16 protein-coding genes are annotated in these 15,376 nt (G+C 41.6%); 9 read left to right on the top strand and 7 right to left on the bottom strand.

Annotated elements, in window-relative coordinates; translation table 11 throughout:
* From B9T16_RS07615 to B9T16_RS07625, 3 genes are all read left to right on the top strand, one after another.
* A partial coding sequence (locus tag B9T16_RS07615) for a hypothetical protein (RefSeq protein WP_410244451.1) occupies positions 1-445 on the top strand: 445 nt, incomplete at its 5' end.
* A 199-nt stretch (positions 446-644) separates the two neighbouring features.
* The gene (locus B9T16_RS07620; protein WP_235181535.1) at positions 645-1,211 is read left to right on the top strand and encodes an HAD hydrolase-like protein; all 567 of its coding nucleotides are present in this window, start codon (positions 645-647) and stop codon (positions 1,209-1,211) included.
* A 256-nt stretch (positions 1,212-1,467) separates the two neighbouring features.
* The gene (locus tag B9T16_RS07625; protein ID WP_014276567.1) at positions 1,468-2,001 is read left to right on the top strand and encodes a hypothetical protein; all 534 of its coding nucleotides are present in this window, start codon (positions 1,468-1,470) and stop codon (positions 1,999-2,001) included.
* Between the two features lie 20 nt (positions 2,002-2,021).
* Here B9T16_RS07625 and B9T16_RS07630 read toward each other — a convergent pair whose 3' ends face one another.
* Genes B9T16_RS07630 through B9T16_RS07655 form a run of 6 tightly spaced genes read right to left on the bottom strand, consistent with a single transcriptional unit; the run spans position 2,022 to position 7,792 of the window.
* Positions 2,022-2,549 carry a hypothetical protein gene (locus B9T16_RS07630; RefSeq protein ID WP_410244452.1) on the bottom strand — a complete coding sequence of 176 codons (528 nt, stop codon included), beginning with the start codon at positions 2,547-2,549 and terminating at the stop codon, positions 2,022-2,024.
* A gap of 49 nt (positions 2,550-2,598) precedes the next feature.
* Positions 2,599-3,168, bottom strand: coding sequence for a hypothetical protein (locus tag B9T16_RS07635; protein ID WP_410244453.1), 570 nt, complete (start codon positions 3,166-3,168; stop codon positions 2,599-2,601).
* Positions 3,169-3,185: 17 nt separating this feature from the next.
* Positions 3,186-3,479: a hypothetical protein gene (locus tag B9T16_RS07640; RefSeq protein WP_006616747.1), complete on the bottom strand. Its 294-nt coding sequence runs from the start codon at positions 3,477-3,479 to the stop codon at positions 3,186-3,188.
* Positions 3,480-3,496: 17 nt separating this feature from the next.
* A complete protein-coding gene (locus B9T16_RS07645; protein WP_006616748.1) occupies positions 3,497-3,772 on the bottom strand; it encodes a WXG100 family type VII secretion target in 276 nt (91 codons plus the stop codon).
* A 15-nt stretch (positions 3,773-3,787) separates the two neighbouring features.
* Positions 3,788-7,177: an FtsK/SpoIIIE domain-containing protein gene (locus B9T16_RS07650; RefSeq protein ID WP_410244454.1), complete on the bottom strand. Its 3,390-nt coding sequence runs from the start codon at positions 7,175-7,177 to the stop codon at positions 3,788-3,790.
* A 60-nt stretch (positions 7,178-7,237) separates the two neighbouring features.
* A complete protein-coding gene (locus tag B9T16_RS07655) occupies positions 7,238-7,792 on the bottom strand; it encodes a hypothetical protein (RefSeq protein WP_410244455.1) in 555 nt (184 codons plus the stop codon).
* Positions 7,793-7,937: 145 nt separating this feature from the next.
* Here B9T16_RS07655 and B9T16_RS07660 point away from each other — a divergent pair, with 145 nt between their 5' ends.
* Together B9T16_RS07660 and B9T16_RS07665 are read left to right on the top strand one after the other, a co-directional pair.
* The gene (locus tag B9T16_RS07660) at positions 7,938-8,099 is read left to right on the top strand and encodes a hypothetical protein (protein ID WP_014276487.1); all 162 of its coding nucleotides are present in this window, start codon (positions 7,938-7,940) and stop codon (positions 8,097-8,099) included.
* Between the two features lie 181 nt (positions 8,100-8,280).
* Positions 8,281-9,117 carry a Uma2 family endonuclease gene (locus B9T16_RS07665; RefSeq protein ID WP_410244456.1) on the top strand — a complete coding sequence of 279 codons (837 nt, stop codon included), beginning with the start codon at positions 8,281-8,283 and terminating at the stop codon, positions 9,115-9,117.
* 51 nt (positions 9,118-9,168) lie between these two features.
* Here the strand turns inward: B9T16_RS07665 and B9T16_RS07670 are convergent, their stop codons facing one another.
* On the bottom strand, positions 9,169-9,714 hold the full coding sequence (locus B9T16_RS07670) for a peroxiredoxin (protein ID WP_006616947.1): 546 nt from the start codon (positions 9,712-9,714) through the stop codon (positions 9,169-9,171).
* Between the two features lie 196 nt (positions 9,715-9,910).
* Here B9T16_RS07670 and B9T16_RS07675 point away from each other — a divergent pair, with 196 nt between their 5' ends.
* The 4 genes from B9T16_RS07675 to pcrA all read left to right on the top strand — a co-directional run bounded on the left by B9T16_RS07675 (position 9,911) and on the right by pcrA (position 15,375).
* Positions 9,911-11,242, top strand: coding sequence for a peptidylprolyl isomerase (locus B9T16_RS07675; protein WP_410244457.1), 1,332 nt, complete (start codon positions 9,911-9,913; stop codon positions 11,240-11,242).
* Between the two features lie 93 nt (positions 11,243-11,335).
* Entirely contained in the window at positions 11,336-11,569 is a 234-nt protein-coding gene (locus tag B9T16_RS07680) for a hypothetical protein (protein WP_006616949.1), read from the top strand.
* Positions 11,570-12,458: 889 nt separating this feature from the next.
* The gene (locus tag B9T16_RS07685) at positions 12,459-12,962 is read left to right on the top strand and encodes a hypothetical protein (RefSeq protein ID WP_006616950.1); all 504 of its coding nucleotides are present in this window, start codon (positions 12,459-12,461) and stop codon (positions 12,960-12,962) included.
* A 73-nt stretch (positions 12,963-13,035) separates the two neighbouring features.
* Positions 13,036-15,375: a DNA helicase PcrA gene (pcrA, locus tag B9T16_RS07690; protein ID WP_410244458.1), complete on the top strand. Its 2,340-nt coding sequence runs from the start codon at positions 13,036-13,038 to the stop codon at positions 15,373-15,375.
* Position 15,376: the final 1 nt, after the last annotated feature.

The following is a 15,376-nucleotide window of genomic DNA, read 5'->3' on the forward strand; positions in this document are numbered from 1 at the left end:
AATGCAAGCCCATCGGTTCGATTTATATTACAATCAAGGAGAGGTCGTAATTGTCGCCGATTGTATGAACTCGGACTTGTCATACTTTGCATCGTTCTTTCTCTTAGAGGAAGGTCAGGATGCCATAGAATATAGTCGCTACTTGTTCTACATAAATAGCGTTTTCATTGAACCCAAGTACCGGGGCATGGATTACGGCTTGCAGGCATTGGCGATGTTTTTACAGGGTTTCGCCTGGGGGGAAGTTGTGGGTTGCCATCCAGTTCCTACTAACGACTTATCCGGCAAATATCCCAAACAGAAAGGGCAGTCACTGCTACGAAAATATTGGTCAAAAGTTGGATTTGAATCCTACAGCGAAAAGCATAATATTCTCTGGACTTCAGAATGGGAGATGCCTCGTTGGTTAAAACGTAAAATTTTTGAAGAAGAGAAATGGTATTGAATACCAGCTTGTGGGCGCTGACAACGACGCGATAAAACTGCACTAAAAACAACAATTATTGTCAACATAACAGATGAAAAAGGTTGTATTTTGGGATATTGACGGGACGCTTTTAAACACTAAAGGGGCGGGGCGGCTGTCGATGGAGGTAGCGATCGCCTATTAGATATGCCCTCGCACGGATTTGTCAGCTTTGAATATGGCGGGATTGACAGATTGGGATATTTGCAGCAGGATTTTAGAAAAGTGCAATCTTGAACCGACGGCGGAAAATATCGAACAACTTCAGAAACTCTACATTAAACATCTCCCCGAAATGTTGCTGCGATGTCGGGGATATGTGTTGGCGGGAGTGCGGGAAATTTTGGAGAATTTGCAACAGCGCACGGATGTTTTATCTTTGGTTTTAACCGGAAATATGGAAGCCGGGGGAAGGGCTAAATTGGCTCACTATGGTCTGGATTCATACTTTCCCCTGGGGGCGTTTTCGGGGCGATCGCGCGATCGCGTGGAAATTGCACAACGGGCTGTGGTTTTAGCCCAGCAACAGTTAGGGAAAGTCTCCCCGGAGCGATTATATGTTATTGGTGATACGCCCCACGATGTGCGCTGCGGGCGGGCGATTGGGGCGAGGGCGATCGCGATCGCTTCAGGACACCATGGCGCTGAAGAGTTGAGAGATTGCGGTTCTTGGTGGGTTTGGGATGCACTTCCCCACCCCCAGCAGTTTTTGGAGACGGTGGGACTTAGGGAAACTGTTTATTGAGTTGGGCTACTTTGCACTCAAATTAGGGCTGGGAGTATCGCGTCGCTGACTGATTTGGGTTCAACTGTCTGAGTTGGTGCTTCTGGCTGTTGATTTTTTAGTCATGAGTATAGCCATGGGAGACGAATACATTGAATCTAGGCGATCGCTCCTCCCCTTGTCAACCCCTTTATTCTTTTATGGCGACGATTTGAGCCAGGGRTTATGATGGATAATCATAAAAAAGGAGATGTTTCGGAAGGAGAATTTAGAGGTGATGGAGTGGCAAAGTGTGGTTAACTCGATTGATGAGTTTGTGTTTGAACAAACTGGGGAACACTTGGATAGTCTGCAATTAGCGATTTTAAAGGGAGTCCTGAATGGGGACAAGTATAGTGCGATCGCCAAGCAGTACGGATGTAGCACAGGTCATGCCAAGGATAAGGGATACGAACTGTGGCAGTTATTATCAAAAGTCTTTGATCAAGATGTTAATAAATCAAATTTAGTCGCTACAGTTGAGCGTTTAGGGTTTGTAAATTATCAGTCTCCTTTTATTGGCAATAATGTGCGCGTTAATACTATTAATCTTTGCAGTAATTATGAAACAGCCAATTTAGAACATCAGGATAAAGTCCATCCTGAATCTCCAGTCAAAAATACCATATATGAAGACCAAATAGTTGAACATATCTTGCAAGAGACTAAATTTAAGGCGGTGGAGAAACTAAGTCAACTCGGTTTAACACCGGAACAAATTGCCGAATCCTTAGATTTACCCTTACCAGAAGTTCAGAATTGGATAGAGTAAATTTATGTGAATTTTGAGAATTATGGATTAGATKATCTGGCATCACAGTATGGATTTTGGATGACACTATTCGGTTCTACACTATCGATAAGCCAGGTACTTTTMTTTTGGTCAAAAATTAAATTAAATATCAAGCTTTCACAGGGAGTCTGGCCATTTTTCATGTGGTATTTCAACCACACTTTAATTTTGGCTTTGCTATTATTTTTAGCAAAAGTCTGGAARGCATAAACATCAACTCTTCTGATAGAATCCCACCAATTATCATTAACCCTTTGAGCGGCTCTTCGTCGCCAAGAGTCGCTGAGTAACTTGATAGCTTCTTGTCTATTGCTGGGGGCTAACTGATAATACCTAACAATTGTGTCTTCAGGAGCAGAAGTATTCCCTGTTCTATTTAAAGCTGACGAGCTAGTAGTATTGTTGTGAGACCTGGGAATATAAGATTGAGGCTTAATTAATATTGCTGCAATAATAAAAGAACCAGCAATCACACTACCGATAATTACCTGATCTTGCCAATCTATTTTTTGTTGATTTTCTTTCATATCTAATAGCTTCCTATTGAATTGGGTTTGACAGCATATCTTAAATAATTTATTTAGGTTGACTATGGAAATTTTGGGGATTATGATTTTTTTCTAATTCTTCTTGTCTCCTTTTTCTTTCGTTTTCTTGAGAAGTTTTAAAAGATTCTGCTAATTGATCTTCAATATTGGGTACACGATCAATTCTGGCAAAATCATAGTCGGTTTTATCCTCCTCTTGTTGTTCTATGGAAGAAATAGGTTTTGCTGATGACATGGCAATTTCTGAGGGAGGAGAAGCATACCCCAAACCAACAATTGCTTGTGCAATTTCAACTCCGGTATACAACTTATTAACCACATCACCTAGCTTCACCTTTCTTTGTTCGGCAGTCTTAATTTGTTGCACTAAAAACCCCATATATTTTTCACAGCCATCAATTTCACCTTGATAAGTAGATGACAGTTTTTCAAACAAAGGTGCAAATTTATCAAATTGTTGATCGTGCCAAGTCAATTTAATATTTTCCCATTGAGTAGCTACCTTTCCCCACTCTTGCTGTAACGTTCCTCGAAATTGATCTAACTGCCTGAGCAAGCACTCAGCATCTTCTAAGTTAAAAGAAGTTGGTTTAACCATATCTATCTTTTCCTGATTTATAAGTCGGCTAAACGTCCAGACAATTTTTGTTTTTTAGTCTCATTTATTTCAATTTGTTCTCGAACAAATCTGATGTATTGATCGCTTTCTTTTTCCGCATCATTATAAGTAGAGATAAATTTCTCAAATATCGGTTCAAATTTATCAAATTGTTGATCGCGCCAAACCGATTTAAGATTGCTCCACTGGTTCAAAACCCTTGACCATTCATCCCGGATAGCCTCGTGAAACTGTTCCAGTTCTTTGAGTAGATCTTCTGCATCTTGAGCATCAAATGAAGTTTGAGCCATAACCCTTTCTCCTTTTATTAATAATTTTGTTCAAACTCTTTCAAGATATCATCAAACTTTCTGAGCCATTCCAAGGCATCGTCACCCGCTTCTAAGGCTCTTTGTACCATGTCTTTGGTTTGGTCGAAATCTTTAGTAAATTTGTCTTTACTTTCTCCTTTCCAAGAATCATCACATTTTCTCCAAGCTCCTTCAACTGCCTTAAATTTATCAGTTGTTAAATCTTGGAAATCAGACAAAGCCGCAATAAATTTGGCTAACTCTTGTTCGTCAATATCCAAATCTCTTGACATCCTACAATCTCCTAATCACGTCAACCGTTGTTCAAAATTATGGCAGTATTCGCCAATTTCTTCTTTTGTGGGGACAGCATAAGGCTTAAATTTCTCTAAACCTGCTGTCGCCGAATCATCCCGAAAATAAGCTCTGAGTCGTGGTAACTTTTCAGCATGGACTTCTCCTAATAGCAATCGAGAATCATCTCCCGGCATATTCAAGGCAACCCGCAGGTCAAAATGGGTTAGCCAAGAACGATTATCCCCGGTCAGTTTGAGAAATGTTTTCATATCTTCTAACCAGAAAATAGTATGGATACCCAATTCAGACCCTTGAGAAATTAGCTTGAGTAGTCTTTCGGCATCTTCGGAAGGTTCTTCACTACGATGACCCATAACAGGACGTAAATTTTGCGCTCTGTTTAACCCTCCCACTGCATAGACAAAAAATAGGGAATCTCCTAAATCATCGGGATTTTGGTCTGGGTTTTCTTCTCGTTGTTTTAAACGTCTTTCAAATTCTTCATAGGTCTCGTTTAATAAAGTTTCAGCTTTAATAACTTGACAATCTGGATCGGCAAAACGTTTAGCGATTTGGGTGGGGAAGTAAGAGTTAAAGGCATTCCTGAAATTGATGGTCATTTCTGTCCAGTCATTATCTTCATCAGGAATGGATAAATCAGCAATCATAAACCGTGCTTTTTGGGGTTGATAGCAATGAATTAAACTCATTAATATTCCCCCAATAATTCCCAAGACAATTTCTTCAGAAGAGCCAACTATCATCATGTTATTGCGGGGACGACGACGGAAAATCGCTTTAGTATGATCGCCAATTCTCATCGGTTCTCCCAGCCAAGCAATCCCCGGAGTTTCTTGAACTACCCAATCTGGTTCTTTAATAACTTGTTTATTTAATTCTTTCAGGGAGAGCCATTCAGTCATATCCGATAATTTAACTAATTGTCGATTATGACTTAATTTAGTCGGTCGAGATCCATTAAAGAGAATTAAAGGTTCTGAGCGCTGATAATGATTTTGATTGACAATTTCCTGAATATTGACTAAGGCATTGGATCTTTCTTGAGCAGAAATATCAGCGACTTGACCGATCTCATTTTGATTTTTCTTACCATAATCTTTGTTATAAATCACCTTACCTGGTTTGTCCAGCAAATCTACAGCATCGGTATTTCCTTCCGCTAATACTGAAGATGCTGTACTTTTATCCATTTGCTGTGCCATTCTCAGGTCAATTTGTGAGTAAATACCTCGACTCATATTGGGTACATTGGGAGACTGAGATGCAATTAATAAATGAATCCCAAATGCACGTCCTTGTCGGGTTATATTATCCATCACTTGGTTGAGACTGCGGGTAATATTATCATTTTCCTGGAACATATACTGAAACTCATCAATGACCACTAAAATTCGTGGCATTGTTTCTCCAGTTTTATCCCGGTAATCTTGCAATTTGTTTAAGTTTCCTGCTGATTTAAACTTGATGCTGCGTTCTTCGATTTGTTTATTGACATACTCTAAAACACTTAATCCAAATTCGCGATCGCTTTCAATCGAGACAACTTTGGCATGGGGTAAGGCTTTTTCTTCGTTCAACTCTTCGGCATTTTGAGAAGTTTCTCCCTTTTCTGGATCGACATACATTTGAAACTCGACTCCCTCTTTAAAATCAAGTAAATATAACTCCAATTCATCGGGAGAATATCTCAGCGCCAAACTGACAATAATTGCATGAAGCGTATAACTTTTACCTGAACCTGTTTTACCTGCTAACAAACCATGACTGACCAGTTGTTTGTCTTCATTTTCACCTAACCAAAATTCCAACTTATCCATTGCACCCATTAAACCGATAGGCGCTCTGATTTCTTTCCTGCTATCCTCAGACCATGCTTGTTGGGGATAAAGTTTGGAAAAGGGTAGAGTTTCAACACTAATTTTTTTCGCTTCTTCTGTAATGAGTTGTAGGATTTGATTAAATTGTTCGTTAGGTGGGGGTTCATCTAGTGCGACTTTGAAAACCAAATCATTAGGTAACTTCAACTCAAATAAGGACTGATTGGTATTTTGAGATGAACGAAAATTCTTTTGTCGAGCCGCAGTTTCTTCAGTCGGATTGATATCTAAACAGGTCAGTTCAATTTCGTCTCGACTATTGATTGAGTGAACTTTAACTACAACTTTTTGGCCGACAGAAACCGCTTCTTCGGGTCTGTATATTCTTCGATCTACTAATTTTGGGGTTGGTACAAATCCTTGAGTATTGGGCAGAAATTCAACATAAGCACCCCCAGAGGTCAAGCTCGTAACATATCCCGAATAAACATTGCCCTGCTTGGGTTTTGCTCCCACACTCAAGCCATGTGTGGGGCTAATAACGGTACAAAAATCCTCAAATGTTCTGTAATCAAAGTTTTTCGGTTTCTCCAAAGTTTCGTCAATATGCAAAATCACATAAACACCCGCCCTAGAACCATTTAACCGGATGCTTTTCAGATCTTCCCACGAGTTGTTGTCAAAGCCAGTGGGAAAATCAGCAATAAATAAATAACGATAGGGTTCCGCTACAGACTGAGCCGCAATATTATAATCTTCTATGCTTTGGTAATTTTTACCTAAATAGTTTTGTAGAACTTGCTCAATATGTTCGGTTAACCCTCGCAGTTGTTCTCGAATATCATCACTGCGAGTATAGGTTTTCTGACCTGAAATAAATTGATGTAAATTCTTGAAGGGAAAAGTATTTCCCATGCTTACCGGGTCAATAAATATTCCTTTTAATTTTCTGACGGGGAAGGTACTGACCACTCGCAAAGCGATAGACTCTAAACCCGCAAGTGCGGCTTGACGAGATTCCGCATCACTGCTAAAAATTGCAATGTGTCCGGGCTTAAAGTTGGGCAAATGATTAGAAAAATCTCGGATTGGTATCAATGCCGGAACTCTAGCGGGTGGCTGTACTTGATCCAGTAAAAATTCACCAATTCGTAAAACACCAGGAGCCAGACCACCATTTTGAGGTTTATAACTATCGCTATTCTCTGAAGGTGTCCAACGGGGATCATTCCAAGAAGCTGATAATAAGCGGGGGTTATCAATTTGATTTACTAATTGACTAATTTCTTTTTGTTTTTGTTGCAATTTTTGAGAAAAAATATTGCCCTCAAAAATCGCTCTTTCTTGAGCAAGCTTAGTATCTTCATTGACTATATATAAATTTGATAATACTTTCTTTTTTAAACTTTCTGTTTGTTGTTTTAATTCACTTTCATTCGCCTCTATTTTCTGAGAAAATTGTTTTTCTTCTTGAATAATTTGATTTTGCAAATCAGCTTTTTTTAGATTTTTTTCTTGTTTTTCTTGGATTAGCTTATTTAAATTTTCTAAAAAACTTGCCATATTTCCTCCCTATTTGACTAGAAAATTAAAATCTTAAAAACATAATCAAGTGGAATTTACTCATTCAACAGACAAAATTATAAGAAAATATATTAGTGTTACCCAGAAAGTCGTTGCCAAATCTTGCCAGACGATTGTGACAACAACTGCAACAATAACAGTTGAAACAAGGCGCAACATTTTTTGATTTTTCAGGTTTTCTATTTTCTTTTCAATTTCATCTAATTTCTCGCCAACCTGAATATTTTGATTTTTTAAAGATTCTAATTGATATTTTTTTTGATTTTTTATGTTTTCTATTTCACCCTTTTTCATGTTATTGATATTTTTGATTTTTTCTAAAGTGATATTGATATCATTTAAGGCTTTATTGATGCGATCGCGATCTGTCTTTTCTCCAGAAACGTAGTTACAGTCAGTTGTGGGCAATGATGAAATGTCGTTGATGCCCAATTGTTGAGCCAATTTATAAGCTTCTTTTTTGCGAGAATTATGCCAACTCAATTCTCGTTGAGCATCTAGCAGCTTTAAATGTTGAGTATTGATGGCATGAAGAGCTTGGTAATAGTCTTGAAGCAGATTTAGGTCTAAATTTTCTGGGTAGTTTTGCTCCATTGTTTTGCCTGAACAGAGTAATTTGGTCAATCAAGCATTAAATGTATCTTCGTATACCATAAATTTTCCGGGTGTAGATCCTTTTCCGATTGATGTGGTTGACTGTTTCCTCGGAACAGCTTTGGCAATTTACTTAAAATAGTCGATGATCAACTCTGGTTTTAATTTTGCTCAAAATCAGAGCTATTGGCAAGTCGGAAAAGGACGGAAAAGGACGGAAAAAGACGGGAGTTTGATTAAGAAATGTAAAAATTTAGGATGGTTGCTTCTAATGGTAGATGACAAGATGTTTCCCAAGCGGAATTGAGGGGCAATGGGGTAATGGGGTGTCAGCAGTGGAGCGATTCAACTAGGTAAGGCTTGGATAGTCTACCGTTGGTGGTTTAAAAGGAAGTGCGGAAGGGTCAAAAATAGAGGGAGATCGCTCTCTAACGTCCTATCAAAATGCTATACTGTTTTTCACACTCTGCGATGAGAAACGATTAACTATGACCATCGCCCAATCCTCAGAACTGGGAATTACCTCACTTCCCGATCATACCCAACTCCCCGACTCCGACGGTACTTTTGTGAAAAACTTTCAGGAGCATCCCCAAAGTATCTTATTGACTGATTCCATTCAATCAACACTAGATAGTATACACCCAGACCAGCAATATGCTATAGGTCAAGATTGTGGTATCTATTGGCGGCTGACAGAACCCCCAGAACGCGGGGCGGAATGTCCAGACTGGTTTTATGTTCCCAACGTTCCCCCCAGCCTCGACGGAAAATTCAGACGTTCCTATGTATTATGGCAGGAATATATCCCCCCTTTAATTGCCATAGAATTTGTGTCCGGTGATGGTTCCGAAGAACGCGATCGCACTCCYTTATCTCAAATTTCTGGAGAACGTCAAAAACCCGGTAAATTTTGGGTATATGAACAAGTTATCCGTCCGGCTTTCTATGCTATCTATGAAGTCCAAAAAGCCAGTGTAGAAGTCTATCGCCTAGTGGAAAATCACTATGAGTTAGTGGCGGCGAATGAACGAGGTCACTATCCCATTCACTCCATGGGTGTAGAATTAGGGATTTGGCGGGGACAGTATAGCAACGTAGAATTGCCTTGGCTGCGTTGGTGGGATAATCAGGGTAATTTGCTATTAACGGGGGATGAACGGGCTAGAATTGAACGTCAGCGGGCGGAAAATCAACGTCAGCGGGCTGAACAAGCCGAACTAGAGTTACAGCAGGAACGCCAACGAGTCGAAGCTGAACGCCAACGGGCGGAAAGACTAGCGGAGTTATTACGCGCCCAAGGAATTAACCCGGAGGAACTTTAAATAACTGTAAATAGAGGCGATCGCTCTCCCAAATCCTCCCTATTGGAACTCTCAGGAGTTGATCATTTCATCCAAACGGGCTAGGACTTCCTGACTGTGAATGGCCGGAATCACACCCACAAAGGTTTCTCGGAGAATACCATCAGGATCAATAATAAATGAATGTCGCATCGAAAAGAAATTTAACCATGAACCATAAGCCTTGCTGACACTTCCATCAACATCAGCTAACAGCGGAAATTTTAACCCCTCAGAGTCGCAAAACTCGGCGTGGGAGTCCACATCATCAGCACTAATCCCTAAAATTTGGGTATTTCTAGCCATATATTTCGGCAAGTCTTCCTGAAAGCGACGGGCTTCTAAGGTACATCCTGGCGTAAAATCTTTGGGATAAAAATAGACTACTACCCACTGACCTCGGTAGTCTGATAGAGACACCTCCCCGTCTCCGGTATTTGTGGGAAGCGTAAATTCTGGCGCGGGTTCATTTAGCGGCGGCAGTTGACCACCCAAGGCTAAGACCGGACTCGCTAGGTTTAGGTTAAATAGGGCGATCGCTATTCCTACAATTAGACTGATCAAGGTTCGGCGCAACATAATACACAGATCGAAATTTCTTTACATATCTTTACATATCTCCGCCACCGGACTGGCGGAACCCTAAATCTATATTTGGAGTCAAGGAAATGCGATCGCCCCATATACTCCCCTAAATTACCCAAAAACTCTCAAATTGGTCTCCATCTGATCCCAAACAAGCTAACATCATTAACGGAAAAATAGCATTTCAAACATGACAAACATTCAACCTTTAAGTGGTCAAGCATTAGTAGCTATGGTGGTTAATGGATCACCAATTGTTATCCAAGTTGATGGCGATAATGCACCCATCACCGCCGGAAACTTCGTAGAATTAGTTGAACTTGGCGTTTATGATGGTGTATCCTTCCATCGCGTAGTCCGTGAACCTAACCCCTTTGTCGTACAGGGAGGCGACCCTAACAGCGTTATTCCAGGTTTTCCCCCTAACTTATTAGGAACTGGTGGATTTATCGACCCAGCGACAGGACAAGTCCGTAATGTGCCCCTGGAAATTATACCAGAAGGTGCCACCGAACCTATCTACAGCCAAACTTTTCAACAAGCCGGAATTACAGTTCCTCCCTTATTAAGAAATGTCCAGGGGTCGATCGCTATGGCGCGGTCAGGTAATGACCCTGACTCAGCCTCTTCTCAATTTTACTTTAACTTAGTTGACTCTCCCGGCTTGGATGGCGATTATGCCGTTTTTGGTATGGTGATGCAAGGGTTTGATGTGATTGACCAAATTCAACAAGGCGATCGCATTCAAGACGCGGAAGTATTTGCTGGTATTTTACCAACTCGCACCTCTAATCTAATCACTGATGTACCACTTTTAAATGGTTTCATTAACACTCTTAACCGCGCCAGCTTACCCTTATCTTATGCCTTTCCTAGGGATTTGGATGCTGATAATGTGATCGAAATTACCCCCGAAATTAGCCAACAAAACCCTAAAGGAGTTTTCGCCGGGGGTGGTAATGATTTAGTTATCGGGTCAGAAATTGCTGATGTAATTAATGGTAATCAGGGTAATGATACCATCTATGGCGGCGCTGGTGATGACTTGATTTGGGGTGGTCAAGGTGATGACCTGCTCTTTGGTAATGATGGTAATGATATCATCAACGGAAATCGCGGTAATGACACTATCTATGGCGGCGCTGGTGATGACTTTATTCGCGGTGGACAGGGTGATGATTACTTGTCTGGAGATTCGGGAAATGATATTCTCATTGGTGATCTGGGCGCTGATACCCTCGTTGGTGGTCAGGGTGCAGATACTTTTGTTTTAACCCATGCTGATGCTACTATTGATCAGGCTGATCTGATTCTCGATTTTAACCTCGCTGAAGGCGATCGCATTGCGGTAGTCGGCGATATTGACCCATCAATATTAATCCTTAATTCAGTGGGTAATGATACTCATATTCTGCTCCCAGAAGGAGGTATTTTCGGAGTCGTTCAAAATGCACAACCTGATCTAGTTAGACAGGGACTGTTTACCCTCTCACCCCAAGATTTGGCCCTGACTATCGGCTAATTTCTTCCCCTAGGGAACTGTATTTTTATCCTGCAAGTCTAGTTCCCTAGACTACCAAATACTATTAACTTCCCTTCCTGACCGGTTAAAACTATGTCAACACTATCTTTAATTCCTCTGGCGATCGCCTGTATTTCTGTTTGGGTCAGCCTCAGTCATCATGGACACTGGTTTGATGAACTTCCCCGTCTTCTCGCCGCCGTCATCGCCACCATATCATCAATGTGGTTTTTTGTGATGATTCCCTGGCCTGTTAAACTTAGTCTAATTCTGTTAACCTTAATTATTGGTAACTTTTTGGTGAAAAAACAATTAGGTCTTAGATAGCAATAAATACTCAGTGAAGCACTACACCCACAAGGGGCTGGGTATTAAACCCAATTTTTCATTCTTTCGGACTCAAAAAAAAATGCGACAACAGCAATAGCGCCCTAACCTACTCCCCAGGGACATCCTCTCGTTGATTTAGACTATCTGGAGGTGAACTGAAACCTGAGCCAGTTGCATTGCTCCCATCGTCGCTATCTGAGGAAATATAAGGAAATTCTGTGGGCGCTACTACCGCGTTTTGACGAAACAGAGTTTAGAGTGAACAGCTTAGAATACCTCCTGGTCTACCGAGTGATTTCCTCGAATAAATATGGTTTGGCTGGAGTTACATCGAAAACTACAAAAGTTAAGTGCATAGCTCCCATCGAAACAGTAGAGGAAATATCAGAACCCTAAAGAGGGGCTGCTCTCAAACATGACAGACTCGAAATGAAACAGTGTTTTACCTCCTGATTCTCACTACATTGGCGATGAACAAGTTTTTATTCGTTCTAGTCCTCCCTCGAGATATAAAACCGACAGATTGAACATCGCTTTTGGTATCTGTCAAAGAAGCCTGTTTGACTTCAATTACTACTTTAGCACTATTAAATATAAGTGCAAGCATATTAAACTAAACTTAACAATTTCATGAGTAACCAAATCAAATTATATTAAATTTAGTAAAAATTATCCTCTCTTTTCCTCACCCTATTGTCCTGTATCCTCTATGGTGTAAGGGTTTGAAAAGATTTTACTTAATACAGTTGAGCCTTTTACAGAAACCATAGTATTTATAGATAATCTGGTATAATGAGTTGTTTGTCTATAAGTTACGGGCTAAATTTAGCCGGAAAATGTAAAGATAATGTTACAATAGCACCATTAATCCTAAGCCGAATCAATCATGCACCCGCTGGACCAGGAAATCGAAGCAATTAGGAAGCAGATTTTAGCCCTACAACGGGAAAAAACCCAGATCCAGATTCAAAATCCGCAAATCACCCCAGAAAATAACTCTCCAGAAGCGATCGCCACAGCCTACCGTAACCATGCGCGAGAAACCGCCCACCAGTCAGCGGAGAGCAAAGGTATAGAAGATGCGATCGCCGCCCTCAAAATCCACCTTCGCCATAAACAACAGGAATTAGAACAATTCAGGCGCAGCAGACCCACAGAAGAACAACTAGAAGAAAGCCGACAGCAAGCCAAACTACACGCCGATCGCATAAACCAACTATCCAGGGAACTCCAAACCGAAGCCAAAGCCCTCAAAGCGATCGCCGATGAAATTACCCCCCTATACTGGCAGGTGTACTATAAGCCATTTATCACCGGATTTAGTAATATTTCCGTCCCCTACGTCCGCTCTGATGGGGATGTTTGGACAATTCTCAATAAACTTGTCTGAAGTCCCAAATCCATGGTAATTTTACACAAAGCACATTACCCTTTTTCTTAACGGTTAAGCGATCGCAGCCACTATGGAATCTGTAGACTTCCTAACTTCCCTAAACCCATCCCAACGTCAAGCCGTTGAACACTTCTGCGGTCCAATGTTAGTAGTCGCTGGCGCAGGTTCCGGTAAAACTCGCGCCCTCACCTATCGCGTAGCCAACCTGATCGACAATCATAAAGTCAACCCCGAAAACATCCTAGCCGTCACCTTCACCAACAAAGCCGCTAGAGAAATCAAAGACCGGATCGAGTCAATTTTTGCCCAACAGCAAGCCCAAAAAAAATACCAGAAACCCCTATCAGCCTTAGAACCCGCCATCCAAACCCAACTGCGATCGCAAATTTACCGGAAACTAACCAAACACCTATGGATGGGAACCTTTCATAGCCTCTGTGCCCGCATTCTCCGGTATGATATCAACAAATACCAAGACGAAAAAGGCCGTCAGTGGAAACCTAACTTCTCAATTTTTGACGAGTCAGACGTACTAGCCCTAGTTAAGCAAATCGTCACCAAAACCCTCAACCTAGACGACAAAAAATTTGACCCCCGCAAAACTCGCTATAAAATCAGTAACGCCAAAAACCTGGGATTGTCTCCCCAACAATACCTACAGGAGAACCCCGACTATCAGGGGCGAGTCATTGCAGAAGTCTATAGTCTATATCAAGATGCCCTCGCCGCCAATAACGCCCTAGACTTTGACGACCTCATTCTCGTCCCCGTAGCTTTATTTAGCCAAAACGAACAAGTTTTAGCCTACTGGCATCAAAAATTTTGCCATATTCTCGTGGACGAATACCAAGACACTAACCGCACCCAGTATGACCTGATTAGGCTGTTAACAACTAATGGAGAACCGCCGCCATCTTTTCACAATTGGCAGAATCGGTCTATTTTTGTGGTCGGGGATGTAGATCAGTCTATTTATTCCTTCCGTATGGCAGACTATCGGATTATGCTGGAATTTCAACAAGATTTTGGCGATGGTTTAGCCGACGATGACAGCCGCACCTTAATTAAACTAGAAGAAAACTACCGATCGCGAGAAAACATCCTAGAAGTAGCCAACCATCTCATTCAAAATAACACCACCCGCATTGACAAAATTCTGCGCCCTACGCGATCGCCTGGTGTTCCCGTCTGCTGTCATAAAGCCGATGACGAAATGGCAGAAGCTCATTTTGTAGTCGATCAGATCAGAACCATTATCAACCAAAACCCCGAAATCGGCTTCGGTAGTTTTGCCATTCTCTATCGCACCAACGCCCAATCTCGACCCTTTGAGGATGTATTACGGCGTGAAGATGTACATTATAACATTGTCGGCGGGCTAAAGTTCTACGATCGCCGAGAAATTAAAGATGCCATATCTTATCTTCGCGTCATTGCGAACCCCGCTGATACCGTCAGTTTGCAAAGGGTCATTAATGTACCTCGGCGCGGTATTGGTCGCACTACCATAGACGGCTTAAATAATGCCGCCCAACAGTTAGGGGTTCCCCTCTGGGAAATTATTAGTGATCAAGACTCCGTTAATACCATTACCGGACGCGCCGCTAAATCCGTTAATCGCTTCGCCCAAATGATTCAATCTTGGCGCGATCGCTTAGAAACTACCACAGCCCTAGACATTTTAGATGGCATTCTCGAAGACTCTGGCTACTTCCAAGACCTCAAACAACAAGGCACTGATGAAGCAGATAACCGCCTAGATAACCTGCGGGAACTTTGTAACGCCGTTTCCCAATTTCAGGAAGAAGAGGAAGACACCAGTTTACAGGCTTTTTTAGCTCGTGCGTCCCTATCCTCAGATTTAGATAATCTTCAGGAAGGACAGGAAGCCGTTTCTCTGATGACCCTACACTCAGCTAAGGGCTTAGAATTTCCCATTGTCTTCTTAGTCGGTTTAGAACAGGGACTCTTTCCCAACTTCCGCAGCATTAACGACCCTCTCAGTTTAGAAGAAGAACGGCGACTTTGCTATGTAGGCATCACCCGCGCCCAGGAACAGTTATTTATTACCCACACCAGCGAAAGGCGTTTGTGGGGGTATCGCGAACCTTGTGTTCCTTCGATGTTTCTAGCCGAATTACCACCAGACCTAGTGCGGGGATATAAACCTTTGATCCGCCACCAAGCCGCCAAAAACACCACCAAGAATAAAGCCACCAAGGGGACTATCAAAAAAAGTCCCCAACAGTGGAATGTGGGCGATCGCGTTTTACACCGCAGTTTTGGTGTTGGTAAAATCACCCACATTTTCGGAGATAAGCAAGGTAAGCTATCTATAGCCGTTAAATTTCAGGGTTCGAGCCCCAAAATTATCAATCCTAGTGTAGTCCCTTTAGAGTCCCTAGATTAAG

Origin of the sequence: Arthrospira sp. PCC 8006 (genome assembly GCF_046480465.1) — a bacterium.
GTDB lineage: Bacteria > Cyanobacteriota > Cyanobacteriia > Cyanobacteriales > Microcoleaceae > Limnospira > Limnospira platensis.

Coding starts and splice junctions, on each gene's coding strand:
- B9T16_RS07640 (WP_006616747.1), bottom strand. CDS start 3,479: ATGGCTCAAACTTCATTTGATGCTCAAGATGCAGAAGATCTACTCAAA.
- B9T16_RS07680 (WP_006616949.1), top strand. CDS start 11,336: ATGTCAACACTATCTTTAATTCCTCTGGCGATCGCCTGTATTTCTGTT.
- B9T16_RS07685 (WP_006616950.1), top strand. CDS start 12,459: ATGCACCCGCTGGACCAGGAAATCGAAGCAATTAGGAAGCAGATTTTA.
- B9T16_RS07620 (WP_235181535.1), top strand. CDS start 645: ATGGCGGGATTGACAGATTGGGATATTTGCAGCAGGATTTTAGAAAAG.
- B9T16_RS07660 (WP_014276487.1), top strand. CDS start 7,938: ATGATCAACTCTGGTTTTAATTTTGCTCAAAATCAGAGCTATTGGCAA.
- B9T16_RS07670 (WP_006616947.1), bottom strand. CDS start 9,714: ATGTTGCGCCGAACCTTGATCAGTCTAATTGTAGGAATAGCGATCGCC.
- B9T16_RS07650 (WP_410244454.1), bottom strand. CDS start 7,177: ATGGCAAGTTTTTTAGAAAATTTAAATAAGCTAATCCAAGAAAAACAA.
- B9T16_RS07655 (WP_410244455.1), bottom strand. CDS start 7,792: ATGGAGCAAAACTACCCAGAAAATTTAGACCTAAATCTGCTTCAAGAC.
- B9T16_RS07635 (WP_410244453.1), bottom strand. CDS start 3,168: ATGGTTAAACCAACTTCTTTTAACTTAGAAGATGCTGAGTGCTTGCTC.
- B9T16_RS07645 (WP_006616748.1), bottom strand. CDS start 3,772: ATGTCAAGAGATTTGGATATTGACGAACAAGAGTTAGCCAAATTTATT.
- pcrA (WP_410244458.1), top strand. CDS start 13,036: ATGGAATCTGTAGACTTCCTAACTTCCCTAAACCCATCCCAACGTCAA.
- B9T16_RS07625 (WP_014276567.1), top strand. CDS start 1,468: ATGGAGTGGCAAAGTGTGGTTAACTCGATTGATGAGTTTGTGTTTGAA.
- B9T16_RS07675 (WP_410244457.1), top strand. CDS start 9,911: ATGACAAACATTCAACCTTTAAGTGGTCAAGCATTAGTAGCTATGGTG.